Origin of the sequence: Bacillus licheniformis DSM 13 = ATCC 14580, assembly GCF_000011645.1 — a bacterium.
GTDB classification, from domain to species: Bacteria; Bacillota; Bacilli; order Bacillales; family Bacillaceae; genus Bacillus; species Bacillus licheniformis.
The window spans coordinates 2,355,170-2,376,895 of sequence record NC_006270.3 but is presented as its reverse complement, the minus strand read 5'-3'; the positions used below and the strand labels follow the sequence as shown (position 1 = coordinate 2,376,895).

25 protein-coding genes are annotated in these 21,726 nt (G+C 45.5%); 24 read left to right on the top strand and 1 reads right to left on the bottom strand.

The genetic code is table 11. From position 1 onward, the window contains the following. Positions 1–107: 107 nt before the first annotated feature. From TRNA_RS33595 to fni, 13 genes are all read left to right on the top strand, one after another. On the top strand, positions 108–497 hold the full coding sequence (locus TRNA_RS33595; RefSeq protein WP_229098737.1) for a YpbF family protein: 390 nt from the start codon (positions 108–110) through the stop codon (positions 495–497). A 78-nt stretch (positions 498–575) separates the two neighbouring features. Then, complete coding sequence (locus TRNA_RS33590) at positions 576–1,361, top strand: metallophosphoesterase (RefSeq protein ID WP_009327990.1); 786 nt, start codon at positions 576–578, stop codon at positions 1,359–1,361. A 153-nt stretch (positions 1,362–1,514) separates the two neighbouring features. Beyond that, on the top strand, positions 1,515–2,099 hold the full coding sequence (locus tag TRNA_RS33585; protein ID WP_003183050.1) for a genetic competence negative regulator: 585 nt from the start codon (positions 1,515–1,517) through the stop codon (positions 2,097–2,099). Positions 2,100–2,294: 195 nt separating this feature from the next. Continuing rightward, positions 2,295–3,569 carry a Glu/Leu/Phe/Val family dehydrogenase gene (locus TRNA_RS33580; protein WP_003183047.1) on the top strand — a complete coding sequence of 425 codons (1,275 nt, stop codon included), beginning with the start codon at positions 2,295–2,297 and terminating at the stop codon, positions 3,567–3,569. An 89-nt stretch (positions 3,570–3,658) separates the two neighbouring features. Further along, positions 3,659–4,624: a YpdA family putative bacillithiol disulfide reductase gene (locus tag TRNA_RS33575; protein WP_011198076.1), complete on the top strand. Its 966-nt coding sequence runs from the start codon at positions 3,659–3,661 to the stop codon at positions 4,622–4,624. A 109-nt stretch (positions 4,625–4,733) separates the two neighbouring features. Then, positions 4,734–5,702, top strand: coding sequence for an asparaginase (locus TRNA_RS33570; protein ID WP_003183042.1), 969 nt, complete (start codon positions 4,734–4,736; stop codon positions 5,700–5,702). 79 nt (positions 5,703–5,781) lie between these two features. Beyond that, positions 5,782–6,450, top strand: coding sequence for a glutamic-type intramembrane protease PrsW (prsW, locus tag TRNA_RS33565; RefSeq protein ID WP_003183040.1), 669 nt, complete (start codon positions 5,782–5,784; stop codon positions 6,448–6,450). A gap of 138 nt (positions 6,451–6,588) precedes the next feature. Further along, the gene (gene sleB, locus TRNA_RS33560) at positions 6,589–7,554 is read left to right on the top strand and encodes a spore cortex-lytic enzyme (protein WP_011198075.1); all 966 of its coding nucleotides are present in this window, start codon (positions 6,589–6,591) and stop codon (positions 7,552–7,554) included. A gap of 16 nt (positions 7,555–7,570) precedes the next feature. Next, positions 7,571–8,923 carry a germination protein YpeB gene (gene ypeB, locus TRNA_RS33555; RefSeq protein WP_009327993.1) on the top strand — a complete coding sequence of 451 codons (1,353 nt, stop codon included), beginning with the start codon at positions 7,571–7,573 and terminating at the stop codon, positions 8,921–8,923. A gap of 161 nt (positions 8,924–9,084) precedes the next feature. Next, positions 9,085–9,261, top strand: a complete 177-nt coding sequence (locus tag TRNA_RS43635) for a YpfB family protein (RefSeq protein WP_003183034.1) — start codon at positions 9,085–9,087, stop codon at positions 9,259–9,261. 79 nt (positions 9,262–9,340) lie between these two features. After that, positions 9,341–10,021 (top strand): (d)CMP kinase, encoded by a 681-nt coding sequence (gene cmk, locus TRNA_RS33550; protein ID WP_003183032.1) that lies wholly within the window; start codon positions 9,341–9,343, stop codon positions 10,019–10,021. A 217-nt stretch (positions 10,022–10,238) separates the two neighbouring features. Continuing rightward, positions 10,239–11,387: a 30S ribosomal protein S1 gene (gene rpsA, locus TRNA_RS33545; protein WP_003183030.1), complete on the top strand. Its 1,149-nt coding sequence runs from the start codon at positions 10,239–10,241 to the stop codon at positions 11,385–11,387. A gap of 15 nt (positions 11,388–11,402) precedes the next feature. Next, on the top strand, positions 11,403–12,452 hold the full coding sequence (fni, locus tag TRNA_RS33540) for a type 2 isopentenyl-diphosphate Delta-isomerase (protein WP_011198074.1): 1,050 nt from the start codon (positions 11,403–11,405) through the stop codon (positions 12,450–12,452). A 29-nt stretch (positions 12,453–12,481) separates the two neighbouring features. Here the strand turns inward: fni and TRNA_RS43320 are convergent, their stop codons facing one another. Further along, positions 12,482–12,613: a YpzI family protein gene (locus TRNA_RS43320; RefSeq protein WP_003183025.1), complete on the bottom strand. Its 132-nt coding sequence runs from the start codon at positions 12,611–12,613 to the stop codon at positions 12,482–12,484. A 72-nt stretch (positions 12,614–12,685) separates the two neighbouring features. Between TRNA_RS43320 and TRNA_RS33535 the strand changes: the two genes are divergently transcribed. From TRNA_RS33535 to mtrB, 11 genes are all read left to right on the top strand, one after another. Continuing rightward, on the top strand, positions 12,686–13,288 hold the full coding sequence (locus tag TRNA_RS33535; RefSeq protein ID WP_003183023.1) for a YphA family membrane protein: 603 nt from the start codon (positions 12,686–12,688) through the stop codon (positions 13,286–13,288). Then, positions 13,285–14,184 carry a YIEGIA family protein gene (locus TRNA_RS33530; protein ID WP_003183021.1) on the top strand — a complete coding sequence of 300 codons (900 nt, stop codon included), beginning with the start codon at positions 13,285–13,287 and terminating at the stop codon, positions 14,182–14,184. Before TRNA_RS33535 ends, TRNA_RS33530 begins: the two co-directional genes overlap by 4 nt. Then, positions 14,181–14,375, top strand: coding sequence for a capping complex subunit for YIEGIA (locus TRNA_RS33525; RefSeq protein WP_003183019.1), 195 nt, complete (start codon positions 14,181–14,183; stop codon positions 14,373–14,375). The genes TRNA_RS33530 and TRNA_RS33525 overlap by 4 nt, the downstream gene beginning before the upstream one ends. A gap of 162 nt (positions 14,376–14,537) precedes the next feature. Next, entirely contained in the window at positions 14,538–15,848 is a 1,311-nt protein-coding gene (gene der / locus TRNA_RS33520; RefSeq protein WP_003183017.1) for a ribosome biogenesis GTPase Der, read from the top strand. Positions 15,849–15,863: 15 nt separating this feature from the next. Then, positions 15,864–16,904, top strand: a complete 1,041-nt coding sequence (locus TRNA_RS33515) for an NAD(P)H-dependent glycerol-3-phosphate dehydrogenase (protein WP_003183015.1) — start codon at positions 15,864–15,866, stop codon at positions 16,902–16,904. Between the two features lie 327 nt (positions 16,905–17,231). Then, positions 17,232–17,435, top strand: a complete 204-nt coding sequence (locus TRNA_RS33505) for a DUF2768 domain-containing protein (protein ID WP_003183013.1) — start codon at positions 17,232–17,234, stop codon at positions 17,433–17,435. Positions 17,436–17,457: 22 nt separating this feature from the next. After that, a complete protein-coding gene (locus TRNA_RS33500; protein ID WP_003183010.1) occupies positions 17,458–18,174 on the top strand; it encodes a hypothetical protein in 717 nt (238 codons plus the stop codon). Positions 18,175–18,375: 201 nt separating this feature from the next. Further along, a complete protein-coding gene (spoIVA, locus tag TRNA_RS33495; protein WP_003183009.1) occupies positions 18,376–19,854 on the top strand; it encodes a stage IV sporulation protein A in 1,479 nt (492 codons plus the stop codon). Between the two features lie 417 nt (positions 19,855–20,271). Further along, on the top strand, positions 20,272–20,550 hold the full coding sequence (gene hbs, locus TRNA_RS33490; protein WP_003183006.1) for a non-specific DNA-binding protein Hbs: 279 nt from the start codon (positions 20,272–20,274) through the stop codon (positions 20,548–20,550). 206 nt (positions 20,551–20,756) lie between these two features. Beyond that, complete coding sequence (gene folE, locus TRNA_RS33485) at positions 20,757–21,326, top strand: GTP cyclohydrolase I FolE (protein ID WP_003183004.1); 570 nt, start codon at positions 20,757–20,759, stop codon at positions 21,324–21,326. Between the two features lie 27 nt (positions 21,327–21,353). Then, a complete protein-coding gene (gene mtrB / locus TRNA_RS33480) occupies positions 21,354–21,584 on the top strand; it encodes a trp RNA-binding attenuation protein MtrB (RefSeq protein WP_011198073.1) in 231 nt (76 codons plus the stop codon). Positions 21,585–21,726 lie beyond the last annotated feature (142 nt).

The following is a 21,726-nucleotide window of genomic DNA, read 5'->3' as shown; positions in this document are numbered from 1 at the left end:
TGCCCGCGAATACATATACATTGTACTAACAAATAGGACAAGGTGTGAGGACTGTGGGAAGCGAGCTTGAAGAGCTGGACCGTTTTACGGACGAACCGACGAAACAAATGCTCCGCGCCTTAATTAAAAGGAAGAAAAAGTACGAAAACTATGCCAGACAGACATTCAGGTGGCAGGCGGTGGCGGCGATATGCGCGGTTTCGTTTTGTGTGTTTGCAGCGTCAAAGGGGATTGGGCAAAACGGCTTCCTTTCCGGCTTGCTGAATGACTCCGTCTATCTGCTGTGGATCTTGTCGGCCGCTTTTGCATACAGCACCGCTTACTATTTTAAAAAGAAGGAAGAAAAAGCAGAAGGGGAATATCATAAGCTGAGATGCGAGATTATTCAGAAAAGCACGGATCTATGGCCCCAGCCTGAAGAGTGGAAATCAAGGGAAACGGTTTTTAAGATCATGAAACAGCAGTATGACATTAATCTTTATTTCGAAAGCAAATAAAAGACGTTTTCTTGTTAAAAGAAACGTCTTTTTGCATCAAGCCGTCTTATCATAAACAAAACAGATTGGAGAATGCACATGATCTATTGGCTCAGTCTGGCTTCGGCCGCTTTCATCGGCCTTGCTGCTTTAGTGTGGAAAATGTCAGCCATCGCGCGCGAAAACCGGGTGTTGAAGGCTGAATTTTCACTCGGGCGCCTGAAAAAGGAATTGAATGTCTTTTTTATTTCAGATATTCATAGGCGGACAGTCAGCGAAGACATTATTTGTGAAGTGAAAGAACGCGGGGTTCAGCTCGTCATCATCGGCGGCGACTTAGCAGAGGGCGGCGTCCCTTATACGAGAATTGAAGAAAATATCAAAAGGCTTTCAAGTTTGGGAAAAACGTATTTTGTATGGGGAAATAACGATTATGAAGTTGATCAGGAAAGGCTGCTGGAAATATTCAAGACATACGGTGTAACGCCTTTGCGCAATGCTTCGGTATTGCATGACCATCAAGGACAAACTGTCAATATTTGCGGAGTGGATGACATCAGACTCGAATTGGATGATTACCCGGCAGCTCTCGGCGGCGTGCAGCCGGGTTTTCCGACTGTCCTTGTGTCACATAATCCGGAGATTCATCATCAAATACAGGAGGCGGACGGTATTGACCTGATATTGAGCGGTCATACCCACGGAGGACAGATTCGCTTCGGCAGATTCGGGCTCTGTGAAATCGGAGGAACCGGCACTGTTTTCAAGGCTCCGTACTTGATCAGCAACGGCTATGGAACGTCGAAGCTTCCTCTGCGGCTCGGAGCGAGGCCGGAAACCCATCTGATCAATCTGGTTCCGGGCCCCCGTATGGAAGGAAACTGATGCTTTTTCACTGAAAAAAAACGAAAAGGCGGCATTGTGCTTGTCTTCCTCTCAAACACAGTGTAAACTGGTATCAAAATTAAGAACCTATGACTCATCATCTCCATATAATAAGATATATGATGTGTGCAAGAAGAGGCAGGAGGGAACGTTATGCGGCTTGAGCGTCTAAATTATAATAAGATCAAAATCTTTCTGACACTTGACGATCTGACAGACCGGGGGCTGACGAAAGAAGACCTTTGGAAAGACTCATTTAAAGTTCAGCAGCTGTTTAAGGACATGATGAACGAAGCGAATACAGAGCTCGGGTTCGAAGCGAATGGCCCAATCGCTGTTGAAGTGTATTCTCTTCAAGCACAAGGAATGGTCATCATTGTCACAAAAAATCAGGAAACAGATGAAGACGATAATGAGTATGATGAGGACTATATTGAAATGCAAGTCAAACTTGGCGAAAGTGTTGACATTATATATGAATTTCAAACGTTTGAGCATCTGATTGAACTTTCCAAAAATCTGGACCGCATCGGTATTCAAGGCGGGACAGTCTACCACTATGAGGGCAGGTATTTCTTAAGTCTCGACGATTTTGACTCCCTTGAGGTTGACGGCGTGATTTCGATTTTAGCCGAATATGGGAATCCGACGACTTTAACGATTTACAGGCTTCAGGAATACGGAAAGAAAATCATGGAGAACAATGCCGTTCAGACCATTCAGACATACTTTAAATAGCCCGCATTCAAAAAAGATATTCTGCTGTGTTAAACAGCAGTTTTTTTCTGCCGAAAATAAGAATATAACAAAAATGATTTTTCTTGAATATTTTCACGAAAAATGGTTGATTGTTCTTTGCATGATTAGTGCAAGGGTGTATACTATTCTCTGAAAGGACAACATGCCAGAAAGACTTTAGGAGGTTAACTTATAATGGTAGCCGATCAAAACACCGGTCATACTGAAGAAAACACACATGACGTTTTGAAATCAACGCAAACGGTGATACATAAGGCGCTTGAAAAATTGGGATATCCTGAAGAGGTGTATGAATTACTAAAAGAACCGATTCGTTTTTTAACGGTGAAAATTCCGGTTCGCATGGACGATGGATCTGTTAAGATTTTCACGGGCTACCGAGCCCAGCACAATGATGCAGTAGGGCCGACAAAAGGCGGCATCCGTTTTCATCCGGGAGTTACAGAAAAAGAAGTTAAAGCGCTTTCTATTTGGATGAGTCTGAAATGCGGCATCATCGACCTTCCATATGGAGGCGGAAAGGGCGGGATCATCTGTGATCCGCGGGATATGTCCTTTCCTGAACTGGAACGTTTAAGCAGAGGGTACGTTCGGGCGATCAGCCAAATTGTCGGACCGACAAAAGACGTACCGGCTCCCGATGTATTTACCAATTCTCAAATCATGGCATGGATGATGGACGAATATTCAAGAATCGACGAATTCAACTCGCCGGGCTTCATTACCGGCAAACCGCTCGTTTTAGGTGGTTCTCACGGCAGAGAATCTGCGACAGCAAAAGGGGTTACAATCTGCATTAAAGAGGCGGCGAAAAAGAAAAACATCGACATTGAGGGAGCTTCTGTCGTCGTGCAGGGGTTCGGAAATGCGGGAAGCTACCTTGCGAAATTCATGTATGACGCAGGTGCAAAGGTTGTCGGCATTTCTGATGCATACGGCGGCCTGTACGATCCTGAAGGGCTTGACATCGATTACCTGCTTGACCGCCGAGACAGCTTCGGAACGGTCACAAAGCTGTTTAATGACACCATTACAAACAAAGAACTGCTGGAGCTGGAGTGCGACATTCTTGTGCCGGCTGCCATAGAAAATCAAATTACCGCGGAAAACGCCCATAACATCAAGGCGAAAATCGTTGTCGAAGCTGCCAACGGCCCGACGACGCTCGAAGCGACGAAAATTCTTTCCGACCGCGACATTCTTCTTGTACCGGACGTGCTGGCAAGCGCCGGCGGTGTAACGGTATCCTATTTTGAGTGGGTGCAAAACAACCAGGGATTCTACTGGACTGAAGAAGAAGTTGAAGAACGTTTGGAAAAAATGATGGTCAAATCGTTCAACAACATTTATGAAATGGCGCACAACCGCAGAATTGACATGAGGCTTGCAGCCTATATGGTGGGCGTCCGCAAGATGGCGGAAGCATCCCGCTTCAGAGGCTGGATATAGGCTCAAACATTTGCAACAACCCAAAAAATCTCCTATCATAAAATAGGAGATTTTTTGATTTGCCGGATATGACAGGAGATGAACGGAACATGAAAGAAGAAAAAGTGATCATTATCGGCGGCGGCCCCTGCGGGCTTTCAGCAGCTATTCACATGCAAGAGATCGGAATAGATGCACTCGTCATTGAGAAAGGAAACATCGTCAACAGCATTTATCAATATCCTACTCACCAAACCTTTTTCAGCTCAAGCGAAAAACTGGAGATTGGCGATGTGGCTTTTATTACTGAAAATCACAAGCCGGTCAGAAATCAGGCGCTTTCTTATTACAGGGAAGTCGCCAAACGAAAAAATCTACGGATCAACGCGTTTGAGAAAGTTCAATCCGTAACAAAAACAGAGAATAACCAATTTATCGTGGAAACATCAAAGGACACGTATTTGTCTTCTTTTTGCATTGTCGCAACGGGATATTATGACAATCCGAACTATATGAATGTACCGGGAGAAGACCTTCCAAAAGTATTTCATTATTTTAAAGAGGCTCATCCGTACTTTGATAAAGATGTTGCAGTTATCGGGGGCAAAAACTCAAGCGTCGACGCGGCAATGGAGCTCGTTAAGGCGGGCGCAAGAGTGACCGTATTGTACAGAGGGAACGAATATTCCTCCAGCATCAAACCGTGGATCCTTCCGGAATTCCTTTCGCTTGTCAAGCACGGAAAAATCAGAATGGAATTCCGGGCGGTCGTCAAAGAAATTACGGAAGACGAGCTGATTTTTTCTGTCGACGGAAAAGAAACCAGGATCAAAAATGATTTTGTATTTGCCATGACCGGCTATCATCCAGATCATAGCTTTCTTCAAAAAATGGGAGTCAAAATCGACGCAGAGTCGGGCCGTCCTTTCTTTAATGAAGAAACGATGGAGACGAACGAAGAAGGCATCTTTATCGCCGGCGTTATTGCGGCCGGGAACAACGCAAATGAAATCTTTATTGAAAACGGCCGTTTTCACGGCGGCTTAATCGCAGCTGAAATTGCTAAACGGATATAAAAACCGGATGTTTTATGATTTGTATCAGGCAAAAGAGAGCATATTCTATATATAGATGTGCTCTCTTTTTTATCGGCACACAGATCAACGCGAAAAGGGGCATCTTGACATGAATAAAAAAGTAGCTCTCATTACAACGGGAGGAACGATCGCCAGCCGGAAAACCGAAAGCGGCCGGCTTGCGGCAGGGGCGATCAGCGGCCCTGAATTAGCCGAAATGTGCAGCCTGCCGGAAGATGTACAGATCGATGTCTACCCGGCGTTTCAGCTTCCAAGTATGCATATAACATTTCAGCATTTATTAGAGCTCAAGCAAACCATCGAACGCGTGTTTCAGGACGGCGGCTATGACGGCGCGGTTGTAACGCATGGTACGGACACGCTTGAAGAAACCGCCTATTTTTTGGATTTAACAATAGAGGATGAGAGGCCGGTCGTTGTCACAGGTTCACAGCGAGCACCGGAACAGCAAGGCACAGATGCATATACAAATATCAGGCATGCCGTATATACAGCTTGCAGTCCGGATATAAAAGGAGCCGGCACGGTTGTTGTTTTTAACGAAAGGATCTTTAACGCGCGCTACGTTAAAAAAGTGCACGCTTCGAATCTGCAGGGTTTTGACGTATTCGGTTTCGGCTACTTAGGGATCATTGATAACGACAAAGTATACGTTTATCAAAAGCCGTTAAAGCGGGATGTTCACCAGCTGCAAAGGCCGCTTCCTGCAGTGGACATCGTCAAATGCTATCTTGATGGAGACGGCAAGTTTATCAGAGCCGCCGTCCGCGAGGGTGTCGAAGGGATCGTCCTTGAGGGAGTCGGAAGGGGGCAGGTGCCGCCGAATATGATGGCTGATATCGAACAAGCTTTAAATCAGGGCGTTTATATCGTCATCACGACGAGCGCAGAGGAAGGCGAAGTTTATACGACCTATGACTATGCAGGCAGCAGCTATGACCTCGCGAAAAAAGGGGTCATTTTAGGCAAGGATTATGACAGCAAAAAAGCGAGAATGAAACTCGCCGTCCTTCTTGCAAGCTATAAAGAAGGCATAAAAGACAAATTCTGCTATTAGGCGGCCTGTTCTTTTTCAATTTCAAAACAATCCGAATCATGGTAGGATAGAATGAGATGAAAAGGAAAGAGGTTTCCTCATGTTCGGAATTATCTCAGCAGGCCTAGCTCCCGGAATCGCACTGTTAATGTATTTTTACTTAAAGGAAAAATATGAATCCGAGCCCATTCATATGGTCATCCGCCTCTTTATACTGGGGGTTTTGCTCGTTTTTCCGACGATGTTCATCCAGTATGTATTGGAAAAAGAACACATTTCTGAGGGCAGTTTTGTCGTTTCGTTTTTAACTTCCGGCTTTTTGGAAGAATTTTTAAAATGGTTTTTGCTGATGGTCAGCACCTTTCAGCATATCGACTTTGATGAACACTATGACGGAATCGTATACGGGACAAGCCTTTCATTGGGGTTTGCGACGCTTGAAAATATATTGTACCTCATCGGAAACGGGGTGGAGTACGCCTTTATGCGCGCTTTGCTTCCGGTTTCCAGCCATGCTTTATTCGGAGTGATCATGGGCTTTTACATCGGCAAAGCCCGTTTTTCGGATAGCAAAACAAAGATGAAATGGCTGCTATGCTCGCTTTTTATTCCGGCTTTGCTTCACGGTCTATACGATTATATTCTGCTCGCCTTAAAAAACTGGATCTATTTTATGCTGCCCTTTATGGCGTTTCTTTGGTGGTTCGGCTTGCGCAAAGCAAAAAAAGCCCGTTCCGTCAAAACCGGCGGGCAGCCTCTTCAGCAATAGCCGCCTTGTAAAAGGGCGGTTTTTTTATTTTTCTTGTCAGGCATATTTGCCTAAAGATGAAACAGAAAGGAAAGCGTGTATAAAATCTGCCTCGCTACAAAAGATATGGTTACAAAAATGCTGGAGGAGGCTTAAAACATGAAGTCGAAAGGTTCTTTTTGTTTGAATGTCATTTTATGTACCATTATGGCAACCAGTCTTTCACTTCCATTCAGTCAAAAAAGCGCTGCCTTTTCTGAACAGGTAATACAGCGGGGGGCGACAGGGGATGATGTGATTGAACTGCAGGCAAGACTTCAATACAATGGCTATTACAATGGCAGAATTGACGGAGTATACGGGTGGGCGACATACTGGGCCGTCCGCAATTTCCAAAATCAGTTCGGCTTAAGGGATACAGACGGCCTGGTCGGGCCGAAAACAAAACGATTATTAATCAATCATACTAAATATTACAGCGACTACGTGCACAGACAGCTTCGAAAAGGAAACCAATTTACACATTACGGCGGGCTGCCGCTGAAGTATCAGACGAAGCCTTCAAAAGAAGTGCAGCAGCAGGCGAGAAAAAAGGCGGAAGCAAGACAGCGGCAGGGCGCACAACAGCAGGGTACCGCCCAAAAACAGCCGCAGCAAAAGCAGCAGGCCGCTCCTGCACAGCCGAAAAAACAAGCACAGCCAAAGGCTGCACCTAAACAAGCCGCGCCTAAAAAACAGGATGCCGTTGCAGCCAATATGCCGGGCGGATTCTCGAACAACGACATTAATCTGTTGGCCCAAGCGGTTTACGGTGAAGCGCGCGGAGAACCGTATGACGGCCAGGTTGCCGTTGCAGCTGTTATATTAAACAGGCTCGATAGCCCTACGTTCCCGAATACGGTGGCGGGCGTTATCTTTGAACCGCTTGCATTTACAGCTGTCGCGGACGGACAGATTTATATGACGCCGGATGAAACGGCGAAAAAAGCCGTTCTTGACGCCATCAACGGCTGGGATCCATCAGAAAATGCCACTTACTATTTTAACCCTGACACGGCCACTAGCTCATGGATTTGGGGCAGACCTCAAATTAAAAGGATCGGTAAACACATTTTCTGTGAATAAAAGCGAGGTGCTATAAATGATCAGAGGAATTTTAATCGCCCTTTTAGGTGTCGCCATCGTCGGAACAAGCTATTGGGGCTATAAAGAACATCAGGAGAAAGACGCCGTTTTGCTTCATGCCGAAAACAACTATCAAAGGGCATTTCACGACTTAACTTATCAGGTGGATCAGCTGCATGATAAAATCGGGAGCACGCTTGCGATGAACAGCAAAAAAACGCTGTCTCCCGCTTTGGCGGAAGTCTGGAAAACGACTTCTGAAGCGCATAACAATGTCAGCCAGCTGCCGCTGACCTTAATGCCGTTTAACAAGACCGAAGAGTTTTTGGCAAAGGTCGGAGATTTCAGCTACAAAGCAGCCGTGCGCGATCTTGACAAAGAGCCGCTCAATAAAAAAGAGTACGCTTCTTTAAATCAGCTATATGAAAATTCAAAGGATATACAAAATGAACTGCGTAATGTCCAGCATTTGATTATTGACAAAAATTTGAGATGGATGGATGTAGAACTTGCGCTCGCGTCCGGCCAAAAACAAAGCGACAATAAGATTATTAATGGCTTTAAAACCGTTGAAAAAAGCGCAAGTGCATTTTCGGATACGGATTTAGGCGCGACAGAGATGACGAACACGAAAAAAGAGCAGCAAGGGTACGACCATTTACAAGGCAAAAGAATAACCGAAAAAGAAGCGCGCAAGATTGCCCAAAAATTCGCCCAGGACAAAAATTACAATATCAAAGTATCGAAAAGCGGCAAGAAAACGAACAGGGATGTATACAGCATCAGTATGCAGGACCCTGATCAAAAAGCGGATATTTATATGGACATTACCGAAAAAGGCGGATATCCGGTTTATCTGATTCAAAACAAAAAAATTAAAGATGAAAAAATCAGCTTAAACGATGCGTCAAACAAAGCCCTTCAATTTTTGAAAAAAAACGGCTATAAAACGGAAGACCTGAAGATGGATGAAAGCTCGCAATACGACGGCGTCGGGGTGTTTTCATTTGTTCCGGTCCAGGACGATGTCTGGCTCTATCCGGACAGCATCCGCATCAAGGTCGCGCTTGACGACGGCGAGATTACCGGGTTTAATGCAAAGGATTTCTTAATCTCCCATAAAAAAAGAGACTTGCCGAAGCCCAAACTAACGCCTGAAAAAGCGAAAGCAAGCCTGAATCCCAACGTAAAAGTTCAGGAGACGCGCCTTGCTTTAGTCACGAACGAGCTTTCGCAAGAAGTGCTCTGCTACGAAATTCTCGGCACGATTGAAAACGATACATTCCGCATGTTCATCAATGCCAATGACGGCACGGAAGAGAAGGTTCAGAAAATGAAAAGCGCAGAACCGATATACAACGACTTGTAAAAACGATAGATCAAAGGGAAAAGGCGATAACATGCCTTTTCCTTTTTAGCATTCGGAATAATTCGCCCTAAACATTTCCATACTGAACATATGGGCGGAACGTCCGCCGGTAAATTGAAAATGCCCGGGGCCATAAATTTTCCGGGCAGCGGAGGAATAATATGAAAACAATCGAACGGTTATTATTTAAGATACTCGTCGTACAGACGGTCATTTTAATCAGCGTGCAGCTTCTTTTTCATTTCTCCAAGGCTGAGCCTTATCTGTCAAAGGTCGTGCAGTATGAAGGCGTGAACAACATGAAAATCGGCGAATGGATCGAGACATTTAAGCCGTAATTCACGCTAAAATCTCCCCTTTTTCGCCTAATACATGATACAATCCTATAAGGAGTACCAGATAGCAAGGAGAGGAATTATGGAAAAGAAATTATGCATTGCAATAGACGGCCCTGCGGCAGCCGGAAAAAGCACCGTGGCGAAAATCGTGGCCAGAAAAAAGTCGTATATTTATATTGATACGGGTGCCATGTACAGGGCGATTACGTATCTAGCGCTGGAAAAGGGCGTTGATTTAAACGACGAAGCGGCGCTGACGGCCTTGTTAAAAGAATCTGCCATCGATCTCACGGTTTCGCCTGAAGGAGAGCAGAAGGTTTATATCGCAGGCGAAGATGTAACAGAGGCGATCCGCACGGATAGCGTGAGCAACCAAGTCTCCATCGTCGCCAAATACGCCGGGATCCGCGAAGAAATGACGAAAAGGCAGCAGCAGCTGGCTGAAAAAGGCGGAGTCGTCATGGACGGCCGCGACATCGGAACCCACGTTCTCCCGAATGCGGAAGTGAAAATATTTCTCTTGGCGTCCGTCGAGGAGCGGGCAAAACGCCGCTTTGAAGAAAACGTCAAAAAAGGGTACAATGTAAATTATGAAACGCTTGCAGAAGAAATCAGGCGCCGTGACAAACTCGATTCAGAGCGCGAGATTTCCCCGTTGAAAAAAGCGGACGATGCGCTTGAAATCGACACGACTTCATTGACGATCGATGAAGTGGCCGAAAAAATTCTGCAGATTGTAGACAAAAAGGCTCAAAAATAAAAAATCCGGGCAAATTACTTATTGTCTGCATGTTTTGACTTGACAAACACAGGCTTTTATTAGAAGTTAGTAATAATAAATCATGTTTTAGAACATTCAAATATCCATTTTTGAATGGTTCTTTAATACATATCGGCTGTCCGGAGCGGATATCATTTCGTCCGGAATAACCGTTTTTACAAAAGCTGTGTAGGTTTGGACCAAGGAGGTTATTGAAATGACAGAGGAAATGAATCAAATTGATGTTCAAGTACCAGAGGTTGGAGATGTGGTGAAAGGTATTGTAACGAAAGTTGAGGACAAGCATGTCGATGTTGACATCCCCAACTGCAAGCAAACCGGAATTATCCCAATCAGTGAATTATCAAGTCTTCATGTTGAAAAAGCATCAGATGTCGTCAATGTTGACGATGAGCTTGAATTAAAAGTGACAAAAGTGGAAGACGATGCATTGATTTTATCAAAACGTGCTGTTGATGCAGACCGCGCTTGGGAAGACCTAGAGAAAAAGTTTGAGTCAAAAGAAGTGTTTGAAGCCGAAGTAAAAGACGTCGTTAAAGGCGGTCTGGTCGTCGATATCGGCGTGCGCGGATTCATTCCCGCATCGCTTGTAGAGGCGCATTTTGTCGAAGATTTTACAGATTATAAAGGAAAGACGCTTACTTTAATCGTCGTTGAACTTGACAGAGATAAAAACCGCGTGATTTTATCACACCGTGCGGTTGTAGAAAAAGAGCAGTCAGAAAGAAAACAAGAATTTCTTCAAACGCTGGAAGCCGGACAGGTGCTTGAAGGAAAAGTACAGCGCCTGACAGACTTCGGTGCTTTCGTTGACATCGGCGGCATTGACGGTCTTGTTCACATCTCCCAGCTCTCGCATTCACACGTTGAAAAACCGTCGGACGTCGTCGAAGAAGGCCAGGATGTCAAAGTCAAAGTGCTGTCCGTCGACCGCGACAATGAACGAATTTCGCTATCGATCAAAGAAACGCTTCCTGGACCTTGGTCCAACATCGGTGAAAAGGTGAAGCCTGGAGACGTATTGGACGGAAAAGTTCAGCGCTTGGTGAGCTTCGGTGCATTTGTCGAAGTGCTTCCTGGAGTTGAAGGCCTCGTCCACATTTCGCAAATCTCCAACAAACACATCGGAACGCCTCATGAAGTGCTTGAGGAAGGCCAGGACGTAAAAGTGAAAGTGCTTGATGTCAATGAAGAGGAAGAGCGCATTTCTTTAAGCATGAAAGAGCTTGAAGAAAACACCGATAAAGCAGAGCAGGAAGATTACCGTCAGTACCAGGCGAAGGAAGAGTCTTCAGGGTTCCAGCTCGGTGAAATGATCGGAGACAAACTGAATAAATTAAAGTAAAATTTGGTGATGATGGTGACGCGAGCAAAAAGAAAAAAAGAACACATTGATCATGCCCTGTCCACCGGACAGAAACGTCAGACCGGGCTTGATGATATCACATTTGTTCACGTCAGCCTTCCGGAAACGGAATTGTCACAAGTTGATACTTCAACCAAAATAGGCGAACTGTTTTTAAGTTCGCCTATTTTTATCAATGCGATGACAGGCGGAGGCGGGAAGGCGACGTTTGAGATCAACAGGGCTTTGGCGAGGGCGGCTGCACAAACAGGCATACCGGTCGCTGTCGGCTCGCAAATGTCCGCTTTGAAAGATCCCGATGAGCGACCTTCATACGAGATCGTCAGAAAAGAAAATATGAAGGGGCTTGTATTCGCCAATTTGGGGAGCGAAGCGACAGTGGAACAGGCCAAGCGGGCGGTCGACATGATTGAAGCCGATATGCTTCAAATTCACCTCAATGTGATTCAGGAAATCGTCATGCCTGAAGGCGACCGCAATTTTACAGGACGCCTGCGCCGGATTGAAGACATCTGCCGGAGTGTCAGCGTACCAGTCGCCGTAAAAGAGGTTGGCTTTGGGATGAGCAGGGATACCGCGGCCCGGCTTTTTAACGTCGGCGTTCAGGCGATCGATGTCGGCGGTTTCGGGGGAACGAATTTTTCGAAAATCGAAAATTTGCGCAGGGATAAAGCAGTTGAGTTTTTCGATCAATGGGGCATATCGACAGCAGCCAGCCTGGCCGAAGTCAGTTCGATATCCGGCGATCGGCCGATTATCGCATCCGGCGGCATACAAGATGCCCTTGATTTGGCCAAATCGATAGCGCTGGGCGCGTCTGCGGCTGGGATGGCAGGCTATTTTCTCAAGGTGCTGACAGCTTCGGGAGAAGAGGCGTTAGCCGCCGAAATCGAGAGCCTGATAGAAGATTTCAAAAGAATTATGACCGTCTTGGGTTGCAGGACGATTGAACAGTTGAAAAAAGCGCCGCTCGTCATCAAGGGCGATACATATCATTGGCTGAAAGCGAGGGGTGTTGACCCCTTTGTTTACAGCATGCGTTAAAAAAACCGGCTTCTCTTGAGCCGGTTTTTTTACGGGTTTCGCTTGCGCGCGTCCTCCGCACTTTCGAGAGAGGCGGCGCCATTGTAGCTGATCGACTGGTCACGGTCCGATTCGGTTCGCTTCTGCTGTTTCAGCTTCTTTTCCTGTCTGTCTTTTCCCAACGCTGTTCCCTCCTTATCGCACGTTTAAAAAATCTTAAGTCGCTCCATACTGAAAATGGAGGACGAAAACATATGGAAGAATTCTATTATTATTGGTCAATGTGGTTTTTATGGGTGCTGACGACTTTTATCCTCGAGAAAAACAGGTTTCGCTTTTATGCGTCAGCATTTATTTTGCTCAACATCATTTTAAGTATGTATCAGGTCAGGCTCTTTATGTATTTTAATGCCGCCTATTTGTCGTTTTATATCGGAGCCTTCATGCTGTGCGGTTTTTTGAGGCTTCATAAAAGTGTCAAGCGGCTGCTGCTTCATCTCTCGATGGTGTCCGCCTACGGTTTTTTGTTTCTGTTTGCATTATATGACCCTGTTTGGTTTATCCTAAAGCCTGAATGGCTGATCATCATCTTGTTTGTCATCATGACAGCAGCTTTTGAAAGAAGCTTCGCCGTCCGTCTCGGGGTGTTTGTGCTCGGGATGTGCCAGGGGGAGCTCTTGTATACATTCGTCATCAGAAAGCTCTATGGAGACATTGCAGCGGGCGGTTATTCATGGCTGTCAATGTGCGCTGCGGGGATCGTTCTCGTTTACGGAATATCCCAGTATGAACAGCTGATGCATCAAGTCTATCATAAATTGAAGCGATTGAATAAAGGAGCAGCAAAAATGTCATGAGCCAATATACTTATCCGATCATCTTGGGAATTGTCGCAGGTATTGTTGTCAGAGTATATATGCTCCGAACCGACTACCGCCAGTACCCCACTTATCTTCATGGGAAAACGATACATATTGCGCTGGCTTTGATCGCTGCCAGCATTGGCGCGATCATTATTCCGTCAATCTTGAAATCGGATTATACAGCGATTACGTTTTTAACGCTGGCTGCAACCCAATTCAGGGATGTCCGGAACATGGAACGGGAAACATTGACGCAGCTTGACGGCTATGAACTCGTTTCAAGAGGCAGCACGTATATCGAAGGAATCGCGATCGCCTTTGAAAGCAGGAATTACATTGTCATTTTTACATCGCTCCTGACGACCCTCGCATACATTCTGTTTTCATCGGTATGGGCAGGCCTTGCTGCTGCTTTGATCTGTTTTATCGCGGGCAGAATCTTAATGTCCGGAAGCTTTATTAAGGATATCGCCGATATAGAGTATAAAAAGCCTCATTTTGAAGGGGCCGGACTTTATGTCGACAATATTTACATTATGAATATCGGGCTTCCCGAAAAGCGGAAGCTGATTTTGGAACACGGCATGGGGTTTATTTTGAAGCCGAAAAATTTTAATTCCGCAGTAACGATTGCCAATCTCGGGCAAAGACAAGCGATTTTATTTGACGTTTCAAATGTGCTCGGCGTGTATCGAGATTCTGGAGAACCCTCTCTTTCGCCGCTTGCGAAAAGGGATTTGAATGACGGGCGGGTCGCGGTTTTTGTCCTTCCGGTCATCAAGGACAAAGAGACGGCGATCAGGGTCATCGGCGATGTTCCGACGCTGGAAAACGCCATCCGCGTACCGATGGAATTCATTAAAGAAAAGCACAGCAAGGTGATAAAATGAGCGAATCAATCGAAAAATTCATTCTCGCCGTCGTCACAACGAGGCGAGACAGAGTGATCGGCGGGACGGCTGCATTTTTCTGCGACACCCCCGAGGAAATGAACACGTACGCCAAAAACCTTGAAGCCATTCTCGACGGAATCGCCCACGGAATAGGAGATGACCTTTATTTGATTGTGAAACATTTTTAATTACAGTTGTGATCTCTTTAGAAATTGATATAATATATGAGTTAAGCCCTTCTGTATGGAATAAGAAGGGTTTCTTTCTTCAAACTGATTTTTTGAAAAGAGAAACAAATGATCATTCATTTAAAGATGGAAAAGCTTTACTGAATTGAAAGGAAGGGTACTATGGGAAAACCTGTCGTAGCCATAGTTGGAAGACCCAATGTGGGGAAGTCCACGATCTTTAACAGGATCGCGGGCGAAAGAATTTCGATTGTGGAAGATACACCTGGCGTGACGCGGGATCGGATATACAGCTCTGCCGAGTGGCTGAATCACGACTTCAACCTGATTGATACAGGCGGAATCGAAGTCGGCGATGAGCCGTTTTTGGCGCAGATTCGCCATCAGGCCGAGATCGCCATGGAAGAAGCAGATGTGATTATTTTCATGACGAACGGCCGCGAAGGCGTCACAGCCGCTGATGAAGAAGTGGCAAAAATTTTATACCGTACAAAAAAACCCGTCGTTCTGGCGGTTAATAAAGTGGATAATCCTGAAATGAGAGCAAACATTTACGATTTTTATGCCCTCGGCTTTGGCGAGCCGTTCCCGATTTCAGGGACGCATGGCCTTGGTCTCGGCGATCTGCTTGACGCGGTCAGCGAACATTTTAAAAACATACCCGAGACGAAGTATGAGGATGAAGTCGTTCAATTTTGCCTCATCGGCCGGCCGAACGTCGGAAAATCCTCCCTTGTAAACGCCATGATTGGAGAAGAGCGCGTTATCGTCAGCAATATTGCGGGAACGACGCGCGACGCCATTGACACGAGGTTTACATACAATCAAAGAGACTTTGTCATCGTGGATACAGCCGGGATGAGAAAAAAGGGGAAAGTGTATGAGGCAACTGAAAAATACAGCGTCCTCCGAGCTTTAAAGGCGATCGACCGTTCAGAAGTCGTCTGCGTCGTCTTGGACGGCGAAGAAGGCATTATTGAGCAGGACAAGCGGATTGCCGGCTATGCGCATGAAGCAGGAAAAGCTGTTGTCATCGTCGTAAACAAATGGGATGCAGTCGAAAAAGACGAGCGGACGATGAAAGAATTTGAAGAAAAGGTTAGAGACCACTTTCAATTTTTGGACTACGCGCCTGTTTTGTTTATGTCCGCTTTGACTAAAAAGCGCATCCATACGCTGATGCCTGCGGTCATGACGGCGAGCGAAAACCATTCGATGAGGGTGCAGACCAATATTCTTAATGATATCATTATGGATGCGGTGGCTATGAACCCGACGCCGACGCATAATGGAAACCGGTTAAAAATTTATTATGCGACACAAGTGGCTGTGAAGCCGCCGACATTTGTCGTATTTGTCAATGACCCTGAGCTGATGCATTTTTCTTACGAACGCTTTTTGGAAAACCGGATACGCGACGCCTTCGGATTTGAAGGAACACCAATCAGGATTTTCGCAAGAGCAAGAAAATAAAGAGGTGTAGTAAAAATGACAAAAGTATCGATTTTGGGAGCCGGAAGCTGGGGAACAGCCTTGGCGCTCGTTTTGGCGGACAACCAGTACGATGTGTGCATATGGGGCCATCGTGAAGAACTGATTCAGCAAATCAATGAACATCATGAAAACAAAGATTATCTGCCGGGTGTCAAACTTTCTGAAAACGTGCGTGCCACAACAGATCTTGAAGCTGCAGTGGCTGATGTCAAGACGATCATTGTCGCCGTTCCGACAAAAGCGATCCGCGAAGTTTTGGCACAGGCTGTTTCCTTCATCAACCAAAAGGCGATTTTTGTACATGTTTCAAAAGGAATTGAGCCTGACACACTGCTTCGAATTTCTGAAATGATGAAAGAAGAAATTCCGGCTGAATTAAGGGAGGACATCGTCGTTCTGTCCGGACCGAGCCATGCGGAAGAAGTCGGTTTAAGGCATCCGACGACAGTAACGGTATCTGCCGACAGCAGCATTGAATCGGCCCAGGCGATCCAGGATATGTTTATGAACCAGAATTTCCGCGTGTATACGAATCCGGATATGATCGGCGTAGAGATCGGCGGCGCGCTGAAAAACGTCATTGCGCTTGCCGCGGGCATTACAGACGGTTTGGGATACGGAGATAATGCGAAAGCCGCGCTGATTACAAGGGGCTTGGCAGAAATCGCCCGGCTCGGCACAAAAATGGGCGGAAATCCGCTGACATTCTCGGGTCTTACTGGAATCGGGGACTTGATCGTCACCTGCACAAGCGTCCATTCACGAAATTGGCGAGCCGGTAATATGCTGGGTAAAGGCTTCAAGCTGGATGAAGTTCTGGAAGAAATGGGGATGGTCGTCGAGGGGGTCCGCACGACAAAAGCCGCTTATCAGCTTTCAAAGAAATTTGATGTAAAAATGCCGATCACCGAAGCACTGCACAAAGTATTGTTTGACGGCGAAAAAGTTGAGACGGCAGTCGAATCATTGATGGCAAGAGTCAAAACACACGAGATGGAAGATCTTGTGAACACATTCGAAAATCAAATGAAATGACCGCCCCATCATCAACTGCTTTTATACTCTCCTCTAAGTTCGTTTTAAAAAAACCAAAACATTTTGGAGACTTAGGCAAGAGAGGATACATTTGTCCGAAGACTTGCATAAAATAGAATCGAAGTCTGGAAGAGCTGTATCTTACAAATTGGGTTATATAGTCACAATCATTATGCCTGAAGCAAAGCCCCCCTCTTTGCTTCAGGCTTTTTTTTGCGGCTTTTTCCGTTTCGAAATATTGGAAAAGCTGTTGAACTTCTGGTTTTTCTTATATAAAATGAAATATAACGCTTACATCACAAGAAAAGGTAGAAGGAGGGCTTCAATGTGAATGTCGGTCTGTTAAAAATGTGGTTTGCCTTGGGATCAATGGGCCTGATGTTCTTAGCGGTGATTGCCATATACATAAGCAGATATAAATTTAAAAACCGTTTTTTAAAAATTATCACGTCGTTTGTCGCCTACACATGTATGCTCATCTCCGGCGTGATCGTCTTTTTTGTCGTCTTCAGCGGCCCCGTCAACGAATAATGCATAAAAAAGGAAGATTCATATGAAAATCGTAAACGTTCTGCTCGCTATTTTATTGACCGCAATCATGTTAAGCGGTTGTTTGTACCCTGAAGAAAGAAAGGCGAAAAACAGCGCACCGCATCAGCACCAGCTCAAAGAAGTGCAGGCGGCCGTTGATGAATTCAGGGAGGCGACGGGAGGGCTTCTGCCGATTAAGACAAGGGATATGGGCGTGCCAATCTATCAAAAATACCCTATCGATTTTAACAGGCTGTCCCCCCGGTATATGGCTGAGCCGCCGGGCACATCCTATGAAAACGGCGGAGAGTACTTGTACGTTCTTGTCGATGTGGAAAAAAAGCCGACGGTCAAGCTCATTGATGTAAAAATGTCGGAAATGATCAGGGAGTTAAAGCTTCGGGTCGAAATGTATAAAGATCAGCACAAGTATCCGCCGTATAAAAAAGTCGTATCCAAGAACTTATTCATGCTTGACCATGAAAAGCTCGGACTGAAAGAGGCGCCTTCTGTCACGAGTCCGCTTTCGGGCACCTCGCTGCCGCTTCTCGTCGATGAAAAAGGCGACATTAAAGTGGATTACCGGATGGATTTGGCCAAGCTGATGAAGAAGTCGAAAAAAACGGTAAAGCCGGGCGAGGAAGTCCAAGATTTGATGTGGGAAGAGACGCCTTTCGTTCCGGCGTTTTCGGTAAAGTACACAGTGAATGACAAACAGGAACCTGTTTTTCTCGAATAGAATATCGGTCAAAATGCAAGTATCAGTCATGAACCTTTCTCCTCGGCATACAATGAGGAGAAAGGTTTTTTCATGTATGCCGAAAAAATTTCCCTAAGCTGTCATATTGAAATAGGACAACGTCATACACTATAGTGTCCTGTTTTTGATTGATGAAGAAGTAAAAAATTGAAAAGGATTGGAAGTCCGGGAGGGGATCACTTGGAAAAGGTCGATATTTTCAAGGATATCGCTGAACGAACAGGAGGCGATATATACTTAGGTGTCGTAGGAGCTGTACGTACAGGAAAATCTACGTTTATCAAAAAATTTATGGAGCTAGTGGTGCTCCCGAATATCAACAATGAAGCAGACCGGGCGCGCGCACAAGATGAGCTCCCCCAAAGTGCCGCTGGCAAAACCATTATGACAACTGAACCGAAGTTTGTTCCGAATCAGGCAATGTCAGTTCATGTCAGTGACGGACTCGATGTGAATATAAGGCTTGTCGACTGCGTCGGCTATACTGTACCCGGGGCAAAGGGATACGAGGATGAAAACGGGCCGAGAATGATCAATACTCCTTGGTATGAAGAGCCGATTCCGTTTCACGAAGCTGCCGAAATCGGCACGAGAAAAGTCATCCAAGAGCACTCCACAATCGGTGTTGTGATTACGACTGACGGCACGATTGGAGAAATCGCCAGACAGGATTATGTCGAGGCTGAAGAACGGGTGATCGACGAGTTGAAAGAGGTTGGAAAACCGTTTATCATGGTCATCAATTCCGTAAGGCCGTATCATCCGGAAACAGAAGCGCTCAGGCAAGAATTGATGGAAAAGTACGACATTCCGGTGCTGGCGATGAGCGTTGAAAGCATGAGGGAAGCGGACGTTCTGAGCGTTCTCAGAGAAGCGCTTTACGAATTCCCTGTGCTCGAAGTCAACGTCAATCTTCCAAGCTGGGTGATGGTATTAAAAGAGAATCATTGGCTCAGGGAAAACTATCAAGATTCCGTTAAAGAAACCGTCAAAGATATTAAAAGACTGAGAGATGTCGACCGCGTCGTCGGACACTTCAGCGAATTTGATTTCATCGAGCGCGCAAGCCTCGCCGGAATTGAAATGGGCCAGGGGATCGCGGAAATCGATTTATACGCGCCGGATTACCTGTACGATGAAATTTTGAGGGAAGTCGTCGGCGTTGAAATCAGAGGAAAAGATCACCTCCTTCAGCTCATGCAGGATTTTGCCCATGCCAAGACCGAATATGATCAAGTCTCAGATGCATTGAAAATGGTGAAACAAACCGGCTATGGAATCGCAGCTCCCGCATTAACCGATATGAGCCTGGATGAACCGGAAATCATCAGGCAGGGTTCAAGATTCGGAGTCCGGCTGAAGGCGGTGGCGCCGTCGATTCATATGATCAAAGTCGATGTGGAAAGCGAGTTTGCGCCGATCATCGGAACAGAGAAGCAGAGCGAAGAGCTTGTCCGCTATTTAATGCAGGACTTTGAGGACGATCCGCTGTCAATCTGGAATTCCGACATATTCGGAAGAAGCTTGAGCTCGATCGTCAGAGAAGGGATTCAGGCGAAGCTGTCACTCATGCCTGAAAATGCGAGATATAAGCTGAAGGAGACGCTGGAGCGCATTATCAATGAAGGCTCAGGCGGCTTGATTGCGATCATCTTATAAAAGGGAAGGCCTCTTATCATACGGGAGGTCTTTTTTTATGCCTGAAAACAGGCTGAACGGGCGCGGTGAAAGGGGGTTGGACGGCAAGGGCTTGCGGCTGGAAATATAGGAAAGATTATGATTAAAAAAGAAAAAACAGGAATATTTGTTCGTTTTATTCTGCTTAAACCTTGACGAATAAGGGATCATCGCTTTAAAATGCTTGATATGGCTATTCAGATGTGTTAATCTACAAACAGAAAATCTTCACTTTACTGGACAAACGTTCCTCTCAAAGTGAAATTTTCGCTGGAAGCCGTGAAATGCCTTTTCTATATTTATTTGAAATTTCTGTTCAAACAGGTATAGAAACAGGTTGAACTGTGAAGAAATGATGATAATCTATTGATTGATACCTTTTGGGAGGAGGTGAAAGGCATGAACAAGACAGAACTAATCAATGCGGTTGCAGAAGCAAGCGAACTATCTAAAAAAGACGCTACTAAAGCAGTTGATTCTGTTTTTGATACAATTTTAGATGCACTTAAAAACGGTGAAAAAATTCAATTGATCGGTTTTGGTAACTTTGAGGTTCGTGAGCGCTCAGCTCGTAAAGGACGCAATCCTCAAACAGGTGAAGAAATCGAAATCCCTGCAAGCAAAGTACCTGCTTTCAAACCAGGTAAAGCGCTTAAAGACGCTGTAGCAGGAAAATAATTGTATGTATATGCCGTTTTCGCGCGTAATACATACCATGTTGTTTCTTCACAGGAAAGCCCCTTTTCAAAGGGGCTTTTCATAATTTAAAGGCCTTTTTTAGACGGATAACATTTTGCCGGCAAAAAACCTTTCATTTTGCTTTTATAAGCTGAAGTGTGCTAGAATCTGAATTAAATGTATGCGTTTCTGGAGGATATAAAACAATGAGAGAAATCAACAAAGACCAAATTGAACAAGCCGTCCGGCAAATATTGGAGGCGATCGGAGAAGATCCGAACCGCGAGGGCCTTCTTGATACACCGAAAAGAGTCGCAAAGATGTACGCTGAAGTATTTGCGGGTTTAAACGAAGATCCGAAAGAGCATTTCAAAACGATTTTCGGCGAGGATCACGAAGAGCTTGTTCTTGTTAAAGATATTCCTTTTTATTCAATGTGTGAGCACCATTTAGTTCCTTTCTACGGGAAAGCCCATGTAGCCTATATCCCTAAAGGCGGAAAAGTGACAGGACTCAGCAAGTTGGCGAGAGCCGTTGAAGCGGTGGCAAAACGTCCGCAGCTTCAGGAGCGGATTACGTCAACAATTGCCGACAGCATTGTTGAAACGCTGACTCCGCACGGTGTAATGGTGGTTGTTGAAGCCGAGCATATGTGCATGACGATGCGCGGCGTGAAAAAGCCGGGTTCAAAAACTGTCACTTCAGCTGTAAGGGGAACGTTTAGACAGGATGTGGCTGCTCGCTCTGAGGTGTTGGAGCTTATCAAAACATCATGATTAAAAATGAGAAGGTGTGCGATGAACATGACCAATAATCAATCGAATGATTTTGTCGTTATCAAAGCCGTTGAAGACGGCGTCAATGTGATCGGACTGACAAGGGGGACGGACACGAGATTTCATCATTCAGAAAAGCTTGATAAAGGAGAAGTGATGATCTGCCAGTTTACCGAGCATACCTCCGCGATCAAGGTCCGGGGCGAGGCCCTTATTCAGACGGCAAACGGCGAGATGAAGAGCGAATCGAAAAAATAGCAGGCTGGCTTTTTATGCCCGTCCGCGTGGCATAAGACAATATCTTTCAACATATTATGGTATAATTAAACTTTCTCCGCTCAAAAAAGATACATAATCAATCAAAAGAAAAACTGCGAATTTTGGGACAAGGGTGATATCT

Bases quoted from the DNA above. Each gene is read 5' to 3' on its own strand.
- TRNA_RS33595 (WP_229098737.1), top strand. From the start codon at position 108: ATGCTCCGCGCCTTAATTAAAAGGAAGAAAAAGTACGAAAACTATGCC.
- TRNA_RS33590 (WP_009327990.1), top strand. From the start codon at position 576: ATGATCTATTGGCTCAGTCTGGCTTCGGCCGCTTTCATCGGCCTTGCT.
- TRNA_RS33585 (WP_003183050.1), top strand. From the start codon at position 1,515: ATGCGGCTTGAGCGTCTAAATTATAATAAGATCAAAATCTTTCTGACA.
- TRNA_RS33580 (WP_003183047.1), top strand. From the start codon at position 2,295: ATGGTAGCCGATCAAAACACCGGTCATACTGAAGAAAACACACATGAC.
- TRNA_RS33575 (WP_011198076.1), top strand. From the start codon at position 3,659: ATGAAAGAAGAAAAAGTGATCATTATCGGCGGCGGCCCCTGCGGGCTT.
- TRNA_RS33570 (WP_003183042.1), top strand. From the start codon at position 4,734: ATGAATAAAAAAGTAGCTCTCATTACAACGGGAGGAACGATCGCCAGC.
- prsW (WP_003183040.1), top strand. From the start codon at position 5,782: ATGTTCGGAATTATCTCAGCAGGCCTAGCTCCCGGAATCGCACTGTTA.
- sleB (WP_011198075.1), top strand. From the start codon at position 6,589: ATGAAGTCGAAAGGTTCTTTTTGTTTGAATGTCATTTTATGTACCATT.
- ypeB (WP_009327993.1), top strand. From the start codon at position 7,571: ATGATCAGAGGAATTTTAATCGCCCTTTTAGGTGTCGCCATCGTCGGA.
- TRNA_RS43635 (WP_003183034.1), top strand. From the start codon at position 9,085: ATGAAAACAATCGAACGGTTATTATTTAAGATACTCGTCGTACAGACG.
- cmk (WP_003183032.1), top strand. From the start codon at position 9,341: ATGGAAAAGAAATTATGCATTGCAATAGACGGCCCTGCGGCAGCCGGA.
- rpsA (WP_003183030.1), top strand. From the start codon at position 10,239: ATGACAGAGGAAATGAATCAAATTGATGTTCAAGTACCAGAGGTTGGA.
- TRNA_RS33535 (WP_003183023.1), top strand. From the start codon at position 12,686: ATGGAAGAATTCTATTATTATTGGTCAATGTGGTTTTTATGGGTGCTG.
- TRNA_RS33530 (WP_003183021.1), top strand. From the start codon at position 13,285: ATGAGCCAATATACTTATCCGATCATCTTGGGAATTGTCGCAGGTATT.
- TRNA_RS33525 (WP_003183019.1), top strand. From the start codon at position 14,181: ATGAGCGAATCAATCGAAAAATTCATTCTCGCCGTCGTCACAACGAGG.
- der (WP_003183017.1), top strand. From the start codon at position 14,538: ATGGGAAAACCTGTCGTAGCCATAGTTGGAAGACCCAATGTGGGGAAG.
- TRNA_RS33515 (WP_003183015.1), top strand. From the start codon at position 15,864: ATGACAAAAGTATCGATTTTGGGAGCCGGAAGCTGGGGAACAGCCTTG.
- TRNA_RS33500 (WP_003183010.1), top strand. From the start codon at position 17,458: ATGAAAATCGTAAACGTTCTGCTCGCTATTTTATTGACCGCAATCATG.
- hbs (WP_003183006.1), top strand. From the start codon at position 20,272: ATGAACAAGACAGAACTAATCAATGCGGTTGCAGAAGCAAGCGAACTA.
- folE (WP_003183004.1), top strand. From the start codon at position 20,757: ATGAGAGAAATCAACAAAGACCAAATTGAACAAGCCGTCCGGCAAATA.
- mtrB (WP_011198073.1), top strand. From the start codon at position 21,354: ATGACCAATAATCAATCGAATGATTTTGTCGTTATCAAAGCCGTTGAA.